This window comes from Streptosporangium sp. NPDC002544 (genome assembly GCF_040295965.1).
Lineage (GTDB): Bacteria > Actinomycetota > Actinomycetes > Streptosporangiales > Streptosporangiaceae > Streptosporangium.
Genome location: NZ_JBEOWJ010000019.1, coordinates 111,418 through 130,778, shown reverse-complemented (window position 1 = coordinate 130,778; position 19,361 = coordinate 111,418). Strand labels below are relative to the sequence as shown.

At 68.7% G+C, this 19,361-nt stretch carries 21 protein-coding genes; 11 read left to right on the top strand and 10 right to left on the bottom strand.

Annotated features, from left to right (window positions below):
- The first annotated feature begins 60 nt into the window (after positions 1-60).
- Positions 61-702 carry a TetR/AcrR family transcriptional regulator gene (locus tag ABT061_RS27430; protein WP_350923175.1) on the top strand — a complete coding sequence of 214 codons (642 nt, stop codon included), beginning with the start codon at positions 61-63 and terminating at the stop codon, positions 700-702.
- Here ABT061_RS27430 and ABT061_RS27425 read toward each other — a convergent pair.
- On the bottom strand, positions 635-1,141 hold the full coding sequence (locus tag ABT061_RS27425) for a response regulator (protein ID WP_350923172.1): 507 nt from the start codon (positions 1,139-1,141) through the stop codon (positions 635-637). The genes ABT061_RS27430 and ABT061_RS27425 overlap by 68 nt on opposite strands.
- 358 nt (positions 1,142-1,499) lie before the next feature.
- On the opposite strand from ABT061_RS27425, the gene ABT061_RS27420 reads away from it, so the two are divergent.
- Positions 1,500-2,267 carry a CPBP family intramembrane glutamic endopeptidase gene (locus ABT061_RS27420; RefSeq protein ID WP_350923170.1) on the top strand — a complete coding sequence of 256 codons (768 nt, stop codon included), beginning with the start codon at positions 1,500-1,502 and terminating at the stop codon, positions 2,265-2,267.
- Positions 2,268-2,872: 605 nt separating this feature from the next.
- On the opposite strand, the gene ABT061_RS27415 is transcribed toward ABT061_RS27420, so the two are convergent.
- Positions 2,873-3,640, bottom strand: coding sequence for an alpha/beta fold hydrolase (locus ABT061_RS27415; protein ID WP_350923168.1), 768 nt, complete (start codon positions 3,638-3,640; stop codon positions 2,873-2,875).
- A gap of 145 nt (positions 3,641-3,785) precedes the next feature.
- On the opposite strand from ABT061_RS27415, the gene ABT061_RS27410 reads away from it, so the two are divergent.
- Together ABT061_RS27410 and ABT061_RS27405 are read left to right on the top strand one after the other, a co-directional pair.
- Complete coding sequence (locus ABT061_RS27410) at positions 3,786-5,525, top strand: acetolactate synthase catalytic subunit (protein WP_350923165.1); 1,740 nt, start codon at positions 3,786-3,788, stop codon at positions 5,523-5,525.
- A gap of 17 nt (positions 5,526-5,542) precedes the next feature.
- Positions 5,543-6,322, top strand: a complete 780-nt coding sequence (locus ABT061_RS27405) for an IclR family transcriptional regulator (RefSeq protein WP_350923164.1) — start codon at positions 5,543-5,545, stop codon at positions 6,320-6,322.
- A 209-nt stretch (positions 6,323-6,531) separates the two neighbouring features.
- Here the strand turns inward: ABT061_RS27405 and ABT061_RS27400 are convergent, their stop codons facing one another.
- Positions 6,532-6,735 (bottom strand): helix-turn-helix domain-containing protein, encoded by a 204-nt coding sequence (locus ABT061_RS27400; RefSeq protein ID WP_350923162.1) that lies wholly within the window; start codon positions 6,733-6,735, stop codon positions 6,532-6,534.
- A 64-nt stretch (positions 6,736-6,799) separates the two neighbouring features.
- Positions 6,800-7,261: a MarR family winged helix-turn-helix transcriptional regulator gene (locus ABT061_RS27395; protein ID WP_350923159.1), complete on the bottom strand. Its 462-nt coding sequence runs from the start codon at positions 7,259-7,261 to the stop codon at positions 6,800-6,802.
- 165 nt (positions 7,262-7,426) lie between these two features.
- On the opposite strand from ABT061_RS27395, the gene ABT061_RS27390 reads away from it, so the two are divergent.
- Positions 7,427-8,629, top strand: a complete 1,203-nt coding sequence (locus ABT061_RS27390) for an MFS transporter (RefSeq protein WP_350923156.1) — start codon at positions 7,427-7,429, stop codon at positions 8,627-8,629.
- Positions 8,630-8,807: 178 nt separating this feature from the next.
- On the opposite strand, the gene ABT061_RS27385 is transcribed toward ABT061_RS27390, so the two are convergent.
- A complete protein-coding gene (locus tag ABT061_RS27385; protein WP_350923153.1) occupies positions 8,808-9,236 on the bottom strand; it encodes a VOC family protein in 429 nt (142 codons plus the stop codon).
- Positions 9,237-9,302: 66 nt separating this feature from the next.
- Here ABT061_RS27385 and ABT061_RS27380 point away from each other — a divergent pair, with 66 nt between their 5' ends.
- From ABT061_RS27380 to ABT061_RS27370, 3 genes are all read left to right on the top strand, one after another.
- The gene (locus tag ABT061_RS27380; protein WP_350923330.1) at positions 9,303-9,902 is read left to right on the top strand and encodes a TetR/AcrR family transcriptional regulator; all 600 of its coding nucleotides are present in this window, start codon (positions 9,303-9,305) and stop codon (positions 9,900-9,902) included.
- Between the two features lie 90 nt (positions 9,903-9,992).
- A complete protein-coding gene (locus ABT061_RS27375; RefSeq protein ID WP_350923150.1) occupies positions 9,993-11,015 on the top strand; it encodes a sensor histidine kinase in 1,023 nt (340 codons plus the stop codon).
- 55 nt (positions 11,016-11,070) lie between these two features.
- Positions 11,071-11,736 carry a response regulator transcription factor gene (locus tag ABT061_RS27370; RefSeq protein ID WP_350923148.1) on the top strand — a complete coding sequence of 222 codons (666 nt, stop codon included), beginning with the start codon at positions 11,071-11,073 and terminating at the stop codon, positions 11,734-11,736.
- Here ABT061_RS27370 and secY read toward each other — a convergent pair.
- The 3 genes from secY to ABT061_RS27355 form a co-directional block, all read right to left on the bottom strand.
- Entirely contained in the window at positions 11,711-13,024 is a 1,314-nt protein-coding gene (secY, locus tag ABT061_RS27365) for a preprotein translocase subunit SecY (protein ID WP_350923146.1), read from the bottom strand. The genes ABT061_RS27370 and secY overlap by 26 nt on opposite strands.
- A gap of 198 nt (positions 13,025-13,222) precedes the next feature.
- The gene (locus ABT061_RS27360) at positions 13,223-13,495 is read right to left on the bottom strand and encodes a hypothetical protein (protein ID WP_350923143.1); all 273 of its coding nucleotides are present in this window, start codon (positions 13,493-13,495) and stop codon (positions 13,223-13,225) included.
- Positions 13,492-14,130, bottom strand: a complete 639-nt coding sequence (locus ABT061_RS27355) for an HNH endonuclease family protein (protein ID WP_350923141.1) — start codon at positions 14,128-14,130, stop codon at positions 13,492-13,494. The genes ABT061_RS27360 and ABT061_RS27355 overlap by 4 nt, the downstream gene beginning before the upstream one ends.
- 293 nt (positions 14,131-14,423) lie before the next feature.
- On the opposite strand from ABT061_RS27355, the gene ABT061_RS27350 reads away from it, so the two are divergent.
- The gene (locus tag ABT061_RS27350) at positions 14,424-14,903 is read left to right on the top strand and encodes a hypothetical protein (RefSeq protein ID WP_350923139.1); all 480 of its coding nucleotides are present in this window, start codon (positions 14,424-14,426) and stop codon (positions 14,901-14,903) included.
- A gap of 145 nt (positions 14,904-15,048) precedes the next feature.
- Here ABT061_RS27350 and ABT061_RS27345 read toward each other — a convergent pair whose 3' ends face one another.
- On the bottom strand, positions 15,049-16,518 hold the full coding sequence (locus tag ABT061_RS27345) for an MFS transporter (RefSeq protein WP_350923136.1): 1,470 nt from the start codon (positions 16,516-16,518) through the stop codon (positions 15,049-15,051).
- 82 nt (positions 16,519-16,600) lie between these two features.
- On the opposite strand from ABT061_RS27345, the gene ABT061_RS27340 reads away from it, so the two are divergent.
- Positions 16,601-17,278, top strand: coding sequence for a winged helix-turn-helix transcriptional regulator (locus ABT061_RS27340; protein ID WP_350923134.1), 678 nt, complete (start codon positions 16,601-16,603; stop codon positions 17,276-17,278).
- Between the two features lie 156 nt (positions 17,279-17,434).
- Here the strand turns inward: ABT061_RS27340 and ABT061_RS27335 are convergent, their stop codons facing one another.
- Positions 17,435-17,962: a signal peptidase II gene (locus ABT061_RS27335; RefSeq protein ID WP_350923132.1), complete on the bottom strand. Its 528-nt coding sequence runs from the start codon at positions 17,960-17,962 to the stop codon at positions 17,435-17,437.
- 411 nt (positions 17,963-18,373) lie between these two features.
- Between ABT061_RS27335 and ABT061_RS27330 the strand changes: the two genes are divergently transcribed.
- A complete protein-coding gene (locus ABT061_RS27330; protein WP_350923129.1) occupies positions 18,374-18,901 on the top strand; it encodes a COG4315 family predicted lipoprotein in 528 nt (175 codons plus the stop codon).
- Positions 18,902-19,361 lie beyond the last annotated feature (460 nt).

Genomic DNA, 19,361 nt, shown 5'->3' with positions numbered 1-19,361 from the left:
GTGGTACCCTCTAACTAAAGCTTCAAGGTGTAGCTTCACGGGCGGGGAAGGTGGCAGGTCATGGCGGAGACGAAGACCCCCCGCGAGCGCTACCGGACTCTTGTGCGTGCGGAGATCAAGGAACGCGCGTGGGAGCAGATCGCCACGACGGGAGCGTCCGCGCTCTCCCTCAATGCGATCGCCAAGCAGATGGGCATGAGCGGGCCCGCGCTCTACCGCTACTACGCCGGCCGCGACGAGCTGATCACCGAGCTCATCAGGGATGCCTACCGAAGCCTCGCCGACACTCTCCGCTCGGCCTCCGCCGCAGGTGCCGACCTGGCCGTGCTGGCGCACACCCTGCGCGCCTGGGCGCTGGAGGACCCCCAGCGGTACCTCCTCATCTACGGCACCCCCGTCCCCGGCTACCACGCGCCCGACGACATCACGCTCATCTCATCCGAGACCATGATGATCCTGCTCGACGCCTGTACGGCGCTGCCGTCGGACAGTCCCGCGACGCCGTTCGACGCACACCTGGCAGACCACCGCGACTGGGCGGGCGGCCATCCCGCCCCGCCCGCGGTCCTGCGCCGGGCCCTGAGCTTCTGGACCCGGCTGCACGGTGTCCTGTCCCTGGAACTCGCCGGCCACTTCACCGGAATGGGATTCGACCCCGCCCGTTTCTTCGCGGCCGAACTGGACGACCTGCTGGCGCACTGAGCAGGGACGGGCCGGCGCGGTGGCCGACACCGTGTCCGCCTGCCGCTGCCCTCCGTGAAGGGGTATCACTTCGGCGCGCAGGCACGCGCCCTTCGACCTTCCGCCGCGCGCGGCGACGCTCCTTGTATGAGAACGGCTTGGACACGAAGTCGTCGGCGCCCATGTCCAGGGCGCCGGCCTCGGCGTACTCTCCGTCCTTCGCGGTGAGCATCAGGATCGGCGTCCAGTTCCCGGCCTCGCGAAGGCGCCGACCCACGTTGTACCCGTTGAGCATGGGCAACATCACGTGGAGCACGATGGCGTCGCACCGGTTCTCGGTCGCCATCCACAGGCCCTCGTTCCCGTTGTGAGCGACGTCGACCGCGAAGCCCTCCTCGCCCAGGCCACTGCGCAGCAGTTCGGTCAGCCGCTTCTCGTCCTCGACCAACAGCACTCGCATGCCGTACAGCGTGTACGACGTCGGCTAAAGCGACCCCGAGGGCGGTGCCGATCGTGACAGGAGGGTGAGCGTAACGGTCGCCACCGTGCGCGCGGATCGGCTCTCTCGCCTGTCTCATGCCTGTCGACTTGACCCCGACGCTACGTCGTAGTTTCGAATGAGGTCAAGGCCATCTCGCGCAACCGATGCGAAGAGGGCGAAGACCCTGGAGGAGACAGTGAGCAACACGACAGCGGCCGACCACGGTGCCCTGCAGCACGGGGCGAGTCCGGACGCACCGTCGTCGTACGTGCATGGACTGCGTGACCGCCCACAGCCCTGGCGCACGATCGCGGCCGTACTTGCCGGGCTCGGGGTGATGCTCGCCATGCTGTTCGTCGCGGCGGCCCCGGCCGGGATCGCACTGGATCATCTCCTTGGCGTGACACCGTTCGACCCTGAGAATCCCTCGTTCACGATCGGTTTCTGGATCGCAGGGAACCTTCTGCTTGCCGCACTGATCCCGGTCTCGGGGATGCTGCAATGGGCGATCTATGGCCAGCGCCCGCGTCGTCTCTCCTCGATCGAGGGAGGCTTCCGATGGCGAGTTCTCGGGCGGGCCGCGGTGTTCATTGTCCCGCTGTGTGTCATCTATATGGTGGCGCTACAGCTTCTCATGCCGGCCGGCGCGATCGAACCGGCCGTGACCACGATCTCGCTCTCGGTTGTCGCGTTGATCATCGTGCCCATGCAGTCAGCCGGCGAGGAGTACCTCTTCCGCGGTCTGATCTTCCGCGCCATCGGCGCCCGCTTCCGCCGTCCCGCAGTCGCCATGATCATGGCTACCGCGATCACCGGGCTGCAGTTCGCCGCGATCCACGGCTCCGCCGATGGCTGGACACTGGCCTACTACACCCTCGCCGGGGTCTGTTTCGCCGTGATGGTCCAGGCCACGGGAGGACTTGAGGTCGCCGTCCTCGTGCACGCGGTCAACAACACGCTCCTGCTCATCCCGACCATCCTCGCCGGACGGCTCGGCGCCCTCTCGGTCACGACCGGGCCGATACTGCTGCTACCGATGTTCCTCATGCTGCTTGTCACTGCGCTCGTGTGGAAAACGGCACCGCGTCTGACGAAGAACAGCTGACCGGAACGCGGGCCGGCACAAGTCTGCTGCCGGCCCGTCCAGGTCGCGCTCGCGCACCTTGACAGGCGGCGGACGGTGGAGGCATGGCATACCCGACGCGCACATGCCCAGCCGACCCGGTTCCGGTGTCGGCCGGGCGGGGGCAGCTCCACCCAGGCCGATCCCGGCTTGCGCGCGGCCGGGATGGGCACGTTCAGCACCTTGGCCGGCGAGGGCACCAGCTGGAATCGGGCGGTGTCGCTTTCGATGACGGTGGTGCAGTAGGCGCTGTCGGCCCAGGTCTTGGTGATGGTCGGATGAGTCGCAGCAACCTGGGTCAGCAGGGGCAGGCCGGCGACACCGTCGGACACGCCGGCGGCGGTGACCAGCACGGCGAGCAGCAGGCCGAGGGTGTCGGAACCTCCGTCCCGCGCTCGCCCAACCGGTCGGCGCACCCAAACCTTCCAGGCCCGGCCCTGGACTCTGCCTTGGCGATGTCGAGCGTGGCGACCTTGGGGATGAGTTGCTCTTCGTCGCTGGTCTCGGCCGGCACCATGTCCTCCTCACCCGCTGTCGGGGTGCAGGCGCGGTCACCCGCAGAAGCCAGGGCGGTGGCGGAAATGGGGCTAGGCGAGAAACTCGAGGACGCGCGGTATGACGGCGTCCGGGGCTTCGAGGCAGGGACTGTGACCCGCGGTCTTGATGCGCCAGAGTTCGGCGTTCGGAATCGCCTCGAACATCTCGTCCGACCAGGCCGACGGGCGGGCCTGGTCCTGGGCCCCGGAGATGATGAGCGTCCGCGCGGTGATCAGAGGCAACAGGGCAAGCGCGCTCTCCCGCTGGACGACGCCACGTGCGGCATGAGCGAGCCTGGGGGAGAGTTCACCGAGACGCTTGGTCCACGTCTCGTGAATGTCGGAGCGAGCCGGGTCGTTGAGAACGGTCGCCGCGAACAGGATGCCCTTGACGAAGTCGACGACCTCCGGGGTGAATCCTTCCCGCTCGAACTTGTCGACGAACGCCCCGAACAGGTCGAGATGCTCGTCGGTCTCGGCTCTCGCCGACGAGCCCATCAGCACCAGCTTGCCGACCAGATCGGGCCGGCGAGCCGCTATGCGGACCGCGACGTCGCCGCCCATCGACTGCCCGACGATCGACACAGAGGTGAGACCGAGCCGGTCGACCAGGGCGAGCACGTCGTCGGTGCACTGTTCCATGGTCACGGTCGCATCAACTTCGTCCAGGCGGCCGACCTGCCCGGGGAACTCCGGCGCGATGAACCGGAAGCGCCCGGCTCCGGCGGAGACAAGGCCGTCGAAGGCGCGCGGATCGAGGAACAGCGAGTGCAGGCAGAGCACCGGGCTCAGATGCGATTCACCTGTGTCGATGGTCATGGGAACTCCAAATCTTTCGTGATGAGGGGCCGAGGCACGCTCACCGTCCGACGGTATGGGCCACGTCATCAGCATGTCAATATCTGAATTCTATTTCAAATAATGAAATATTCGATATTTGACATGTAGTTCACAGTTTGAAAAAGTGCGGGACATGACCACTGTCTCCGACGTCATCGCAGGTGCACTGGCCCGTCACGGGGTCGAGACGATCCTGGGCCAAAGCAATCCGACCGAGTTGATGCTCGCCGCCGAGCGCATCGGAATCCGCCAGATCCTGTACCGGACGGAGAACGCGGGCGGCGCGATGGCCGACGGGTTCGCTCGGATCTCCGGCCGGATCGGGGTGGTGGCGGCCCAGAACGGCCCTGCCGCAACTCTGCTCGTCGCCCCGATGGGAGAAGCCCTCAAGGCATCGATACCGATGCTTGTGCTGGTGCAGGAGGTGCCGTCAGACAGGCGCGACCGCAACGCGTTCCAGGAGCTTGACCACTTCGCGCTGTTCGCGAGTGTCTCGAAGTGGACGCGGCGCATCGATGATCCCACGCGTGTGGAGGATGCGATCGACCAGGCGTTCACCATGGCGAACAGCGGACGGCCCGGGCCGGTCGTCCTGCTCGTCCCCCGGGACGTCCTCGGAAAGCCCGCTGTGCCAGGGCGATTCGCGCGCACTGCGGATCTTGGCGCCTTCCCGCTCGACCGTCCCCGGCCGGACGCCGCTGCGGTATCGCGGGCGGCGCAGCTCATCGCCACGGCGCGATCACCCCTGGTCGTCGCGGGCGGCGGAGTGCACGGTTCGGGTGCGGTGGCTGAACTGGCCGCGCTGCAGGAGATCGCCCACCTACCTGTGGTCACGACGAATATGGGCAAGGGCGCCGTGGACGAATCGGGTCCGCTGTCACTGGGGGTCGCCGCCAATGTCACCGGCGAGCGCGGACCCGCGCACTTTCACCTCTCCCTGATCGGCGGAGCCGATGTCGTCCTGCTGGTCGGTACCCGAACGAATGAGAATGGCACCGAGGGCTGGACGCTGACATCCCCCGACGCCACCTATATCCACATCGATGTCGACCCGCTCGAGGTGGGACGAAACTATGAGTCCATACGCCTGCTCGGCGATGCCCGGGCCGCGCTCGGGGACCTCACAGCCGCCCTGGCGGCAACCGATCTCACCCTCCGCGTCACTCGGTCAGAAGAGCTCAGAGCCACCATCGCCGCCGGCCGTCAGCAGCACTTCGAGGCCGTCACCCCGCTGCTGGAATCCGGTGAGACCCCCATTGCCCCGGAACGCCTTTTCGCCGAGCTTGGCCGGCTCCTGGACCCCGACGACATTGTGGTCGCCGACGCCAGTTACTCCTCGTTCTGGATCGCCGGCTACCTCCTGGCGAAGCGGCCCGGCCAGCGCTTCCTCATGCCACGAGGTCTGGCCGGTCTCGGTTGGGGACTGCCTCTGGCCCTGGGAGCGAAAATCGCCGCGCCTGGGCGACGTGTCATCGCGGTCGTCGGCGATGGTGGCTTCGCACACGTCTGGTCCGAGCTGGAAACCGCCGTGCGAGAGCGCCTTCCGGTGACCGTCGTGGTGCTCAACAACTCGGTCCTGGGAGCCCAGCGGCATGCCGAGAATGCCGTGTTCGGCGAAACGACCACCGGTGTGGAGTTCGATCCCGTGGACCACGCCGCCATCGCGACCGCCGTGGGAGCCACGGGGATCGTGGTGGATCATCCGGACGCCATCGCCCCCGCATTGCGGAAAGCGTTGGACTCCAGCAACACCACGGTCATCGACATGATCGTTGACCCCGACGCCTATCCGCCCGTCCGGGCGTTCGACGCGTTCACCGACCGGCTCAACGCTCCGCTGCATCGGGCCGCGCCCGCCTCGTAACCTGATAATTTCAGATAGTGAACAGCGCTTCGGGCAAGCCCGCCCAGCAGACTCTGCAAACAGTCGAGCGAGCACTGAGCTTTCTCGAGTACGTGGCCGCCGCCGAGCCCGCGCCGACGGTGCAACAGGTCTCCGTCGGCCTCGGCTTGAACATCACGACCTGCTACCACCTGATGCGGACTCTGCTCGCGCGTGGCTACCTCGAGCGCCGAGCCGACGCCACACTCCGACTCGGAGCCAGCGTGGGCGCCCTGTTCCGAACCTACCAGCTCAGTTTCAACATCAACGACAAGCTCGCGAGCATCGTCGGCGAGCTCGCCGACACGACTGCCGAAACCTCGTTCCTGTCGACTCTCGACGACAGGAATTTGATCTTGAAAGTTCTGGTCGAAGGGTCGCAACCGCTGCGTGTCAGCGGGCTCTATGTCGGCCTCACGGGCAACGAGCCACACCGTGCATCGGGCAAAGCCGTACTCGCCCACGCCGATGCCACGCTGCGGGACGAGATCATCGCACGCAACCTGACCGGCATGGCCCCGACCGCCCAGCGGCGATTTCGCGCGGCTCTGCTACAGGAACTCGAGGAGGTCCGGAAAAGGGGGTGGGCTGTTGACATCGACTCCAGCCCCGGCATCACGGCGATCGGCTCCCCGTTCTTCAAACATGACGGTTCCATAGTCGGTGCCGTCGGAATCGTCGCACCGACATCGCGGTTCAGCGAAGCCCAGGACAAGCTGGTCGGTGCGGTGCTCGACGCAGCAAATAGGGCAACGACAGTCCTCGGTCTTGCACCATGAGGCTGCGCGCCGCATACCTGCGCGTGGCCAAGCCGGTGCAGTGACAGGAGGGGGATGACCGCTGCAGCCAGTTCTTCTTCGCCATGCCGCAGGTCCAGTTCGTACATGTGCCGTAATAGGACGAGGGCAGCGATGGAAGCCAGTACGAGGACGCTCGCAGTGGTGGTTCGTCGGACCACAGTTCGAACTGGGGCTGAGAAGAAGGTCCCTTACTCTGTCGCCTCGGCAGATCTTGTGTTCTGGCCTCGGCTCGATCGGATGAACAACGGTTCGCCGACGTGCTGCTCCAGCCGCGCCGGCCGGCCTGTGACGGTCGGTTGTGACAGGCCATGCTTGGTAGCCGTGGCCGTCGGCGAGCCGTTGAGATGGATCTCCAGGAAGGTGGAGAGAAGATCCAGATCGTGCGCGGCCACTCCGCGACATAAGAATCTTGATGGCTTGTGATCAGGGCTATCGACGCTCACCCATTCCTTGGCGTTAAAGCACCGCCTTCGAGTGGGCCGGCAGGTGGTGCAGCACGTCCACCAGGGGGGCGAGCTCCGGGGTCTGCTCCGCCTCGGCCAGAGCTCTGGCGAGGGCCGCGTCGTGTGCCGGTCGCGCCCTGGTCAGCAGTTCCCATCCCTGACCGGTGAGCTCGGTGTAAATGCCGCGACGGTCGTCCTGGCAGAGGATTCGGGTCAACAGCCCGCGGTCTTCGAGCCGGTTCACCAGCCGCGTGGTCGCGCTGCTGGACAGGACCGCCGCCCGGGCGAGCTGCTGCATGCGCATGTGCCAGCCATCCTGTCGCGACAACGCGTCCAGCACCGTGTACTCGACGACCGACAGGTCGTAGTCGGCCTGAAGTTCCCGCTCCAGCGTGGCCTCGATGAGGCCGTGGAGCGCCGCCAGCGTCCGCCAGCCCTGTGCGCGGATCTCGACCGCGTCGTCCCTGATTCCCATGACCGATCCTCCTGAGGGGCCAGGGCCCTCCACCTGGGACGGCCATTCGACTTCTGATCGCAGCTTACCAAGCTCGTGTTGATTAAAGGCGTATGCAAGTATATTGTTTCCCACGCCGCTAGTTGCAGACGCGGCTTATCTAGGAGAAGCCTGGAAGGAATCAGCATGCCTATCGGCTTGCTCGCCCTCGCCATCGGGGGTTTCGGCATCGGACTCACCGAGTTCGTCATCGCCGGCCTGCTGCCCGAGGTCGCCCAGGATTTCGGCGTCACCGAGGCTGCTGCGGGCTGGCTCATCTCCGGCTACGCGCTCAGCGTCGCGGTCGGCGCCATCGGCCTCACGGCCGCCACGACGAGGTTCAACCGCAAGCACGTACTGCTCGGACTGATGGTGCTCTTCATCATCGGCAACCTGATGTCCGCGATCGCGCCCAACTACTCGGTGATGATGCTCGGACGTGTCGTCGCGGCGCTGTGCCATGGCGCGTTCTTCGGCATCGGGGCCGTGGTCGCCGCAGACATGGTGGCGCCGGCCAAGCGGGCCGGCGCGATCGCCATGATGTTCGCCGGCCTCACCAGCGCGAACGTCCTCGGCGTGCCGCTCGGCACTCTGCTCGGCCAGCAGCTGGGCTGGCGCTCCACGTTCTGGGCCATCACCGTCATCGGGGTCATCGCTCTGATCGGTGTGGCGACCCTGGTCTCCGGCCACAGCGCGGCAGACGCCGAGACGCGGGACAACGGGCTGCGCGGCGAGCTGGTCGCCTTCGCACACCCGCAGGTCTGGTTGTCGCTGTTCGTCACGGTTCTTGGCTTCGGCGGCATGTTCGGCGCCTTCACCTACATCGCCTACACCCTGACCGAGGTCAGCGGGTTCGCCTCCGCGTCCGTGCCGTGGCTGCTCGTCCTCTTCGGCGCCGGGCTGTTCATCGGGAACTTCGTCGGCGGAAAGGCGGCCGACAGGTCTGTGCCAAAGACGCTGATCATCGTCCTTGTCGGGCTCACCGCCGTCCTGGGGGTGTTCGCCCTCACCGCGCACAGCCAGGTGATGACGACGATTTCGCTGGTCATGATGGGCGCCTTCGGGTTCGCCACCGTGCCAGGACTGCAGATGCGGATCATGCACTACGCCGATCGGGCGCCCACCCTGGCCTCGGGAGCCAACATCGCCGCCTTCAACGTCGGCAACGCCCTCGGCGCCTGGGTCGGTGGCCTGACCATCACCGCCGGCCTCGGATACACCGCTCCCATCTGGGCCGGCGCAGCCCTCACCGTCGCCGGACTGGCCGTGCTGCTGGTCGCCACGAAGCTCGCCTCCCAGCACGCCAAGCGGACCCCCGCCCCCCGGCCGGCTGAGGCCCTCACCGGCTGACAACTCGGGAACTCCCCTGGGGGGATCACCCAGAACCCATTCCTCCTCGCGCTGCTGCCGCTCTGCTACCTGACCCACCGGCTGATCGAGGCCCCGGCCCAGCGCCTCGGCAGGCGGCTGGGCCGAGGGTGAACCGCTTGCTCCTCGGAGAGACCGGAACAGCCGGAGCCGCGCCGGGTCACGGAGCGGCGTACTGTCCGGCGTAGGCGGCGGACGGCTCGGTCGGGGTGATCACGTCGATGAGCACGCCGTCGGGCGCGGCCACGATGAAGTGCCGCTGCCCGAACTCCTCGGTACGCAGCGTCAGCTCGACCGGGAGCCCCGCCCGTCGTACCAGCCTGTCGTGCTCGGCGTCGACGTCGGCCACCTCGAAGTTGAGGATCAGTCCTCGCACCGCCGAGCGGTACTTCTCCGGCACGGTCGGATGGTCGTGGTCGACGAGCGCCAGCTCGTAGTACGGCGGCTCCGGCCGTCGCAGGCTCACGTACCAGTCCGCCTCGAACACCGTCTCGAAGCCGAAGAACCGCTGGTAGAAGTCACGGGACTCGGTGATCCGATCGGTGCAGACGACCGGGTAGAAGCTGGTGAGGGACTTGGTGAGGGACACGGCCCCCTCCTTTCGACATATTCACATACCGTCGGTATGTGAGGTTAACATACCATCGGTATGCCAATGATGGAGGCCGCGATGGATCGGGTACGGCAACGACTGGAGACCAGGCGCACGCTGGTGACGGAGGCCAGGACGCTGTTCGCGCGGCACGGGTACGCCGCGGTGAGCCTGGCGCAGATCGTCGGGGCGGCGGCCGTGACCAAGGGCGCGCTCTACCACCACTTCGACAGCAAGGCCGCCCTCTTCCACGCGGTCGTCGAGCAGGTGCAGCGGGAGGTGGGCGAGCGGGTCTCGGCGGCGGCGGACGCGCACGACGACCCGTGGGAGCAGCTGGTCGCGGGATGCCGGGCCTTCCTCGCGGTGAGCCGCGACCCCGACATACAGCGGATCATGCTCGTCGACGGCCCCGCGGTGCTCGGTTGGAACGAGTGGCGGGCCATGGACGAGGCGTCCTCGGCGCGGCACCTCACCGAGGCGCTCGTCACGCTGATCGAGGCGGGGGTCATCGCCCGCCGGCCCGTGGAGCCGCTGGCCCGGCTGCTGTCCGGTGCGATGAACGAGGCGGCCCTGTGGCTGGCCCGCTCGACGGATCCCGGTGACCTCCCGGCCGTCACCGAGGAGCTGTCGCGCCTGCTGGAATCCCTGCGAGACCGCCGGTAGGCGGTCAGGGCACGCTCACCCCCGGGTCCGGACGGGACCGCCCGGCACTGGCTAGGATCGGTTCACCCGAGTCTGTTCTGATGGAGGACGGTGACCGAGCCCACGCATCCGGACGGCCGTCCGCACGCCTCCCTCGCGGCGGCCGCGGTGGCGCTTTCCCGCCTGGGCCGGGTCCGTGACCTGCCGGTCATCCTCATGCTGGCCTGGGTGGGCTGGCTGGCCATCCCGTGGCCGTCCAGCGGTCTCGTCCAGGCCCGCAGCGCGGCCAGTCAGCCCCTGGACGCGGGTGTCGCGGCCAGGTCCCCCGGCGCGGGTGTCCCGGCGGGCCAGGTCCTCGACGCGGAGACTTCGCGCGACCGGATCACGGGCACGGATGTCCCGGCGAGCTGGGGCCTGACCGCGGCGCCGGCCCGTCCGGCGCTGCTGGTGAAAACGGTCACCGAGCCGGTCGGCGAGACGGCGCGGGCGTCGACGAGCGCACGGGAGCTGATCGCCGCGGAGCGGGCGCGCATCGCGGGCGAGGTGCACGACGCCGCCGGGCACGGCCTCGCGACCATCGCCATGCAGGCCGGGGTCGCCCTGCTCATGCTCGACGAGCGGCCCGACCAGGTTCGCGAGTCGCTGGAGGCGATCCGCTCGACCAGCGTGCGGGCGCTCAACCAGCTCCGCTCCGCGCTCGACCTCATCGACCCGGTGGCCGCCGACCACGACCTGCTCCGGCTGATCGACGGAGTGCGCGCGGCGGGGCTGCCCGTCGACGTCGAACCGGCCGAGCCGAGCGTTCCCTCGCACCTCGAAGGCACGGTCTATCGCGTCGTGCGCGAGTCGTTGACCAACGTCCTGCGCCACGCCGGCCCGACCAGAGCCCTGGTCCGGGTCTCCGGCGACCCGGGCCGGTTCGTTCTGGAGGTCGCGGACAGGGGGAGCGGCCGTGCCGGAACGGACGAGGGCCGAGGGCTGGCCGGGATGCGGGTCCGGGTGACGGAGGCCGGTGGCGCCTTCAGCGCGGGCCCTCGCGAGGGCGGCGGGTTCCAGGTCGTGGCCTGCTTTCCCCGCGCACCGCACGAGGCTCCCCCCGGGCACGACGTGAAGCCTTCCCCGGACATCGCGTGAAGCCGGAGAGCTCCACGACCGACGCCCCGCGGTGGCTGACGTCGCAGGACACCGCGTGACTTCTCCGGCGGGCACGATCCGCGTGGCGCTCGCCGATGATCAGGCCGTCGTGCGCATGGGGCTCAGGGCGCTCATCGACAGGGAGCCCGACCTGGAGTTCGCCGGTGAGGCCGCGGACGGCGCCGCGGCTCTCCGGCTGCTCGGTGACACCCGTCCCGACGTCCTCCTCCTCGACATCCGGATGCCCGGCATGGACGGCATCGACACGCTGCGTGCCATCGCCGCCGATCCCGCGCTCAACACCACCCGGGTGGTCGTCGTCACCACCTTCGAGGTCGACCGGTACATCTTCGCCGCCCTCCAGGCCGGGGCCAGCGGATTCGTTCTCAAGGACAGCGCTCCCGAGGAGCTCACCCACGCGATCAGGGTCGTCGCCTCGGGCGAGGCCCTGCTCTCCCCGTCCGTCACCAGGAAGGTGATCGGGCTGTTCGGCCGGCACGACATCACCCCGGTCGAGGGCCTCGACACCCTCACTCCCCGGGAGCGGGAGATGGTCGCCTGGGTCGCCACCGGCCGATCGAACGACGAGATCGCCGCGGAGCTGGTCATCAGCCCCGAGACGGTTCGCACCCACGTCAGCCGCGCCATGGTCAAGTTGCACGCCCGCGACCGTGCCCAGCTGGTCGTCTTCGCGGTCAGATCCGGGTTGACGATCCCCTGAGAAAGCCCCGGTAGTCGCGCTGCTCCAGCTGCGCCTCGATCTGCTTCACCGTGTCCAGGCCCACCCCGACCATGATGAGGACCGTGGTTCCGCCGAACGGGAAGTTCTGCTGGGTCGCCGGATCGCGCAGCAGCATGAACGCGATGATCGGGATCAGCGACAGCGTGCCGAGATAGGCCGCTCCCGGGGCCGTCAGCCGCGAGAGCACGAACCGCAGGTACTCCGCGGTGGGGCGTCCGGGCCGGATGCCGGGCACGAACCCGCCGAACCGCTTCATGTTGTCGGCCACCTCCGCGGGATCGAAGGTGATCGACACGTAGAAGTAGGTGAAGGCCACGATCAGCACCAGGTACGTCGTCACATAGACCGGGTGGTCGCCCGAGACGAGATAGCGCGCGATCCACGCCGCGACCGGTCCCGTGCCGCCCATCAGCTGCATCGCCAGCTGCGGCAGGAGGAGCAGGGACGAGGTGAAGATGACGGGGACGATCCCGGCCTGGTTGACCTTCAGCGGAAGGTAGGTCGAGGTTCCGCCGTACATCCTGCGCCCGACCAGCCGCTTGGCGTACTGCACCGGGATCCGTCGCTGCGCCTGCTCCATGAAGACCACCGACGCCACCAGGAAGACGCCCGCGACCAGCATCGTCGCCAGGGCGAACGGGCTGAGCAGGAAGATGTTCGACATGTAGGAGGGGAACACGGCGATGACCTGCGTGAAGATCAGGATGGACATGCCGTTCCCGATCCCCCGGTCGGTGATCAGCTCGCCCAGCCACATGATCACGCACGTCCCGGCCACCAGGGTGACCACGATCACCGCGATCGTCATCGGGCTCCGGTCGTGCAGTATCTGCCGGTCACAGCCGGGAAAGATCCGGCCCGCGCGAGCCAGCGACACGACAGTGGTGGCGTTGAGCACGGCCAGCGCCACCGTCAGATACCTCGTGTACTGGGTGATCCTCGCCTGCCCCTGACGCCCCTCCTTCCTGAGCGCCTCCAGACGCGGGACCATCACGGTGAGCAACTGGATCACGATGCCGGCGGTGATGTACGGCATGATCCCGAGGGCGAACACCGACAGTTTCAGCATCGCCCCGCCGCTGAACAGCTGCAACATGTCGATGAGCCCGCCGCGGGTCGTGTTCAGGCACTCCCGCACCGCGACCACGTTCACGCCGGGCGCGGGCAGGATCTGCCCGAACCGGAACAGCGTGATCATCGCCAGAGTGAAGAGCATCTTCTTCCGGAGGTCGGGCACGCGGAAGGCACGAATGAGCATGGTCGGCATGCGCAGAGTCTGGGCGCGCGGCCGCGCCGGGACATCCGCTCACCCGAGGCTTCACCGTACGCAGATCCGCGTACCCCCTCATCGGCGCCTGGACGATCCCGGGCCGGCCACGACCAGGAGTACCGCCCGCGCCGGCCTCGTACGCGCGAGAAATGCCCCGCTCCCCGCCGGCCGGAGAGCGGGGCATCGACGGTGGTGTCAGCCGGTCGCCTGGGCGACGCCCTCGGGCGCGCCGTGCCGGATCATCGCCACCACCGCCTCGTGGATCCCCTCGCCACTGCCCGCCGAGACGGGGAGCGGGCTGCCCGTGGCGACGTACCATTCCTCCGCGCCGGTGTACTGCACGCGGACGGCGGCCTGGCCGTCGGCGATCTCGGTGACCACGGTGAGGTCTCCGGTGACGGTTCCCACCTCGTCGGTCATCACCCCACCGGGACCGGCGGTCACCTCGGACCGGTACCGCTCGCTCATTCCGCGTCGCAGGTGTCGAGCATGCTCTTCAGTGCCGCCCGCTCGGCGTCGGTCACGGTGAGGTCGTAGTCGAACTTCACGTCGGTCCAGGCGCGCGCGTAGGTGCACCAGTAACTCACCAGCGGCGGGCGCCACTGGTCGGGGCTCTGGTCGCCCTTGCTCCTGTTCGACGCGGCGGAAACGGCGATGAGCTGGGAGTTCTTCAGGTCGTTCGCGAACTCGCCCCGCTTCTGCGTGGTCCAGCCGTCGGCGCCGGAGCGCCACGCGTTGGCCAGGGGGACCATGTGGTCGATGTCGACCTGGCTCGCGGAGGCGATCATCCTCCCGTCGTAGGCCGACCTCCAGGTGCCGGAGATGGCCCGGCATTGGCCGTCCTGGAAGACGAGCGAGCCTTCCCTGGCGAGGACCTTCTCGCGCGTGTTGCAGGCGCCGCCCTGAGCGGACCAGTGCGGGAACTTGGCGCGGGAGTAGCCGGTCATCGGGCGCGGCTCCGCCGTCTTCAACTGGTCGAGTTCGGTTCGGGCGACGGTGACGGACGGCGGCTCGGGAAGAGCGGCCGGTGCCGTCGCGGCGATGGCGGGCAGGGACAGGACGAGGGCGGACGCCGTGGCGCCCGTCAGCATGAGGATCTTCACGCGCCAGCACCGTAATGATCGATACCGTCGCCGGGCCGCTCCAGCGCGCCCTCATGGAGATCCCTGCCGGAGCGATGACGTGATCATGACTCGGGTGGCGCCGACATCGAGGGCCGTTCGATCCCGGACCGCCGCGGTGCGGGTCCCTCGGCCGTCATGGAAGGGCGGGAATGCGTAATAGTGCACTCTCGGGGATGAGTGTGGATTCGTACGCAGAAGGGTTCTTCGTGGCTTTCTAACGTCTGTGGTGTCCGAACGACAAGTCTCCACACCGCACTCACGGGAGCATGAACATGAGCACGAAGCGCGCACTTCTCGCCGGAGCGGCCCTGGCCGGTTCGCTGCTGGCCGGTGTGGCCGTGGCCCCGGCGGCGACGGCCTCGACCGCCGGCACGACGACCACCGCGACCGCCCTGCAGCAGGCACAGACCTTCAGCAAGCACTTCTTCGGCCCCTACTACTCCGGCTTCGGCCGAGGCGAGGACTTCGGGCACCGGTCCTACTTCAAGGGCTACTGGACCAAGGAGGGCGGCCGCTACTGGTTCTACGGCGACCTGTTCGACCGTGACCGCGACCGCTCCTACAGCTACGTGTGGTTCAAGTGGCACGACCGGTTCGGTTCGCACACCAAGGTCTTCAAGACCCTCGGTCACGGTGACATCGACCGGTTCGGCGGGTTCAAGGGGAGCAGCGGCTTCGACGACTTCAAGGTCCGGGTGTGCGAGGGCACCGACAAGTTCGACGACTGCGGTCGTTGGGGCGACGCCTTCTGACCTGATGGGCGTCTCCACACGGGGGCCCGGCCGACGATCGATCGGGCCTCATCGGGCGCCGGCCCGCCGCCGTGGTCGAAGTCGGCCGCGAAGCGGCCCCCGCCCAGCGCGTCGCCGATCCTGTCGGCATCCCGGAACGCCCGCCCTACCCGGCCTCGGCGGCGACCGGGGTCCGGTGGCGGGTGCCGCCGGACCCGGTGCGCCCGCGAAGGCCGGACACCATGATGGCCGCTCCCGCGACGACCATCGCGACCGGGACGAACAGGGCCGCGCGGAAGCCGTCGAGCCCCGCCAGGAGCGATCCGCCGGCCCCGGTGGCGGCGACGTTGACGGCGGTCGCCGCCGACAGGCCGAGCGCCGAGCCGAACTGGAACGAGGTGTACAGCAGGCCGCCGGCGACCCCCTGCTCCTCCTCGGGCACGCCGTCGGTCGCGGCGATGGTGAGCGGCCCGTACGTCAGGGCGAAGGCGAGACCGAGCAGGAGCATGGTCGGGAACATCGCCGCGTACGTCCAGTCGAGACCGACCGGCAGGAACAGGGCGTAGGCCACGGCGGCGAGGCACAGCCCGCCGAGGATCACCCGGACGTTGCCGAAGCGGTTCACCAGCCGGGGGGTGAGGGTGGGGGCCAGTACGGAGTCGATGCCGACGACCAGCAAGGCCAGGGCGGCCTGCAACGACGACCAGCCGCGCAGCTCCTGCAGGTAGAGGACGACGAGGAACTGGAATCCGAAGAACGAGCCGCCGAACAGCAGTGCGCCGAGGTTGGCGCGGACGAGCGGACCCGAGCGCAGGATGCCCAGGCGTATCAGCGGTGCGGCCGATCGCCGCTCGATCGCGGTGAAGGCGGCGAGCAGCACGAGCCCGGCGGCGAGCGCGGCGACCGTCCAGCCCCATCCCGAGCCGGGGTCCTCCAGCCGGACGACCGCGAACACCAGCGCGAACATCGCGCCGGTCACGGTGACCGCACCGGCCAGATCGAAGCCTCCGGTGGAGCGGGGCGGGCGGCTGTCGCCGGGGATGAGGGCAAGGGCGGCGAGGAGGATCGCGGAGGCCAGGATCACCGGCGCGAAGAACACCCATCGCCAGCTGACCGTGGCCAGCAGGCCGCCGACGACGAGGCCGAGGGAGAATCCGGCCGCGGCCGTACCCGCGTAGACCAGCAGGGCACGGTTGCGCTGCGGCCCCTCGGCGAAGTTCGTCGTGATGATGGAGAGGCCGGCGGGCGCCATGAACGCGGAGGCCACTCCTGTCACGAAACGGGCGACGATGAGGACCCAGCCTTCGGTCGCGAACCCGCCCAGGCCGGAGAAGGCGACGAAGACGCCGAGCCACGCCAGGAACATCCGCCGCCGGCCGAGCAGGTCGGCGGCTCGCCCGCCCAGCAACATGAAGCCGCCGTAGCCGAGTATGTAGGAGCTCATCACCCAGCTCAGCGATCCGGTGGTCAGGCCCAGATCGGCGCGGATCGACGGCAGGGCCACGTTCAGCATCGCCACGTCGATCCCCTCCAGGAAGATCGCGCCGCACAGCACGAGCAGCATGCCCCGGGCGCGCCCGCCGATGTGATCCGTACGGTCGGCGCCGCCGGGCGGTGGGGACAGTGGTGTGGACACGAGACGGCTCCTTGTGGGAAGGGAGGGACCGCGATCGGTTCCCTCTTGTAAGTAGTCGCATCATGGGGCACCATCAACGACCATGGAAGAAGGCACTTCGAAGTCACCGAGTCACTGCGCGGACACCGGTTCCCACGTCGACGCCCGGCAGTGGGACACCAGGGAGGACTGCGAGGTCCGCCAGATCCTCGACCGCGTCGCGGACAAGTGGTCGCTGCTCGTCATCGCGCTCCTCGACCGGCGCACCCTCCGGTTCACCGAGCTGAGCCGGGAGATCGACGGCGTCAGCCAGCGGATGCTCACCGTCACCCTGCGCCATCTGGAGCGGGACGGCCTGGTGCGCCGCACTGTGCACCCCGTCGTGCCGCCCCGGGTCGACTACGGGCTCACGTCGCTCGGCGTGACCCTGCACGACACCATCCAGTCGCTCGTCACCTGGACGGAGCGGCACCAGAACGAGATCGCCGCCGCACGCGCGGACTACGACGCCCGCGCGGAGGCCGCGCCGGCCGTGGCGGGACGCGATGGCGCGCGGGGGGCGATGCGACGCGACAGCGCGACGAAACGCGGCAACGTGACGGTCGATCGTAACGAAACATGGGCGGCAGCACCGCGTAACGAAAGTCGTGCCGGGGTGGGCCCGTCGGGATGCGAGGTGTGCGGCGCTCCGATCCGCGTCGCGCGCACGGGCAGGCCCGCCAGGTTCTGCGGCGCGGCATGCCGCCAGAAGGCACACCGCCGCCGCTCCGGCGTCCACTAGAGGACGGGCGGGCGGGCCGCACCACCGAGCCCGCCCACGTGGTCCGTGTGCACATCGGTGCCCTGGACGACGCGGTGGCCGGAGGCGGGCATCGCGGGCGTGCTGCCCGGATCTCGTGGCAGGGGCGGAGGGCCCGGGGGTGGTGCGGCTCGCGACTCAGGCAGGCCCCCGGTCGGCCACCTCCCCGAGGGGGATGTTGCGCAGGCTGAGCAGCATGAGCAGGGCGCAGCTTCCGACGAGGGCGATGTCGGCGACGTTGCCGACGAACAGGCCGCCGTAGTCGATGAAGTCGACGACATGCCCCCGGCCGAATCCGGGGGAACGCAGGAGGCGATCAAGCAGGTGGGACGCGGCGCCGCCCAGGAGCCCGCCCAGCGCGGCGGTCCAGGCGGGCGAGCGCAGCCGCCGCCCCGTGTACAGGATGCCGATGACCGCGATGGCCGCCGCCAGCGCGAACACCCACGTCGCGCCCGTCCCGATCGAGAACGCGGCACCGGGGTTGTACAGCAGCCGCAGCTGGATCAGCTGTGGGATCACCGGGATACGCTCGCCGTCCGAGAGCGCCGAGATCGCCCAGATCTTCGAAGTCTGGTCCGCGGTAAGGACCACTGCGGCCAGCGCGAGCATCCACCCGTACAGCCGCAGCTCTCCCCTCGCCGTCTGCGAACCCCGTCCGACCGCCACCTTTACCCCACAATCTGCAGTTCTCTCGCATCGAATCCAGAGAGCGGCCCTGCCCCTGAGCGTCGTGGGCGGGAAGGGTCGTGCTTGAGGAGCGACGTCGGTGTCGCGTGCCGGGCGGAGCAGCGTCTCGTCGGTGAGGTTACCGGTCGATGTGCTCTCGGGCACAGGCGTTGAAGGGGACGCAAGGGGTGGCCCGGACCGTGGTGCCGCCTGGAACCTGCTCCGGCACCCGTTCGACGGCGGCTCCCGGCGGTGGTGGGGACCGGGACCTGTCCGGCCGGTTCGCCTCCACTGAGCGAGATGTCGGCGGTGAGCAAAGGCATGGCCAAGCGGTACGTGTCGTGGCCCTGTGCCGGGGGCGCGGAGTGTCTGCTGTGCAGCAGCAGTACACCGCTACCTGGAGGGTCGGAGATGAGGAAGTTGCTTCATGCCGGCGTGCTCGCGCTCGGGGTGTTCGCGGCCGGGTGCGGCGCCGGGGACGGGAGCGCGACCGAGCCGATGGTCGCGAACCAGGTCAACGCGTCGCCCACATCGCCGGGGACACCTGCCTCGTCTTCGCCCTCGGCCCCGTCGGGGACCAGGGCCGAGGTCCGGCTGGGAGATACGAAGATCGGAAAGGTGCTGGTCGGCGAGGGAGGCCGCACGCTCTACCTCTTCGAGAAGGACAAGGGCGGGAAGTCGTCGTGTTCCGGCCCCTGCGCGCAGGCGTGGCCGCCGTACCTCACGAATGGAAAGCCCAAGGCGGGCAAGGGCGTCAAGGAGCAGCTGCTCGGCACCACCAAGCGGGATGACGGCACGACCCAGGTGACCTACAACCACTACCCGCTCTACTACTTCATCAAGGACACCAAGGCCGGCGAGACGACCGGGCAGGACCTCAACAGTTTCGGCGCCGACTGGTACGCGGTCGGCGCGGACGGGAAGAAGGTGCACAGCTGAGCGCGTCTCGCCCGGATCGGCGACGGGCTGCTCACACGTCATGACGGGAGGAAGTGGGTCCGCCGTCGCACCAGCGGAGTACCCATCTCCGGCCGGGAGGGTTGTTTGTCCAGTGCATGAGATATGTGCTGGACAAACCGGAAACCGCTAAACAGGTGAGTAAAGCCCGTCGATGAGACGGCTCGCTGACCGAAGGGACGCCATGTGACATCCTCCCCGGTGTCGAGGCCGGAGATGTAGCCCTGCTCGCATCCGCGTACCTCCCCGACCGCGCCCGCCACGAGCGCCGCGAAAGCGGCTGGATGACGTGAGGCGCGCCCGAGCACCGGGACCCGTCTCCGCCCACATCGGTCCGCAGGCCGAAGTCGGTTCTGGCGGTGCCCGGCCGCCGGCCCTCCACCGGGGAACGGAGGAGCCGGCGCTTCGCCACCGGATCGCATGAGAACGATTCCGAAACGGC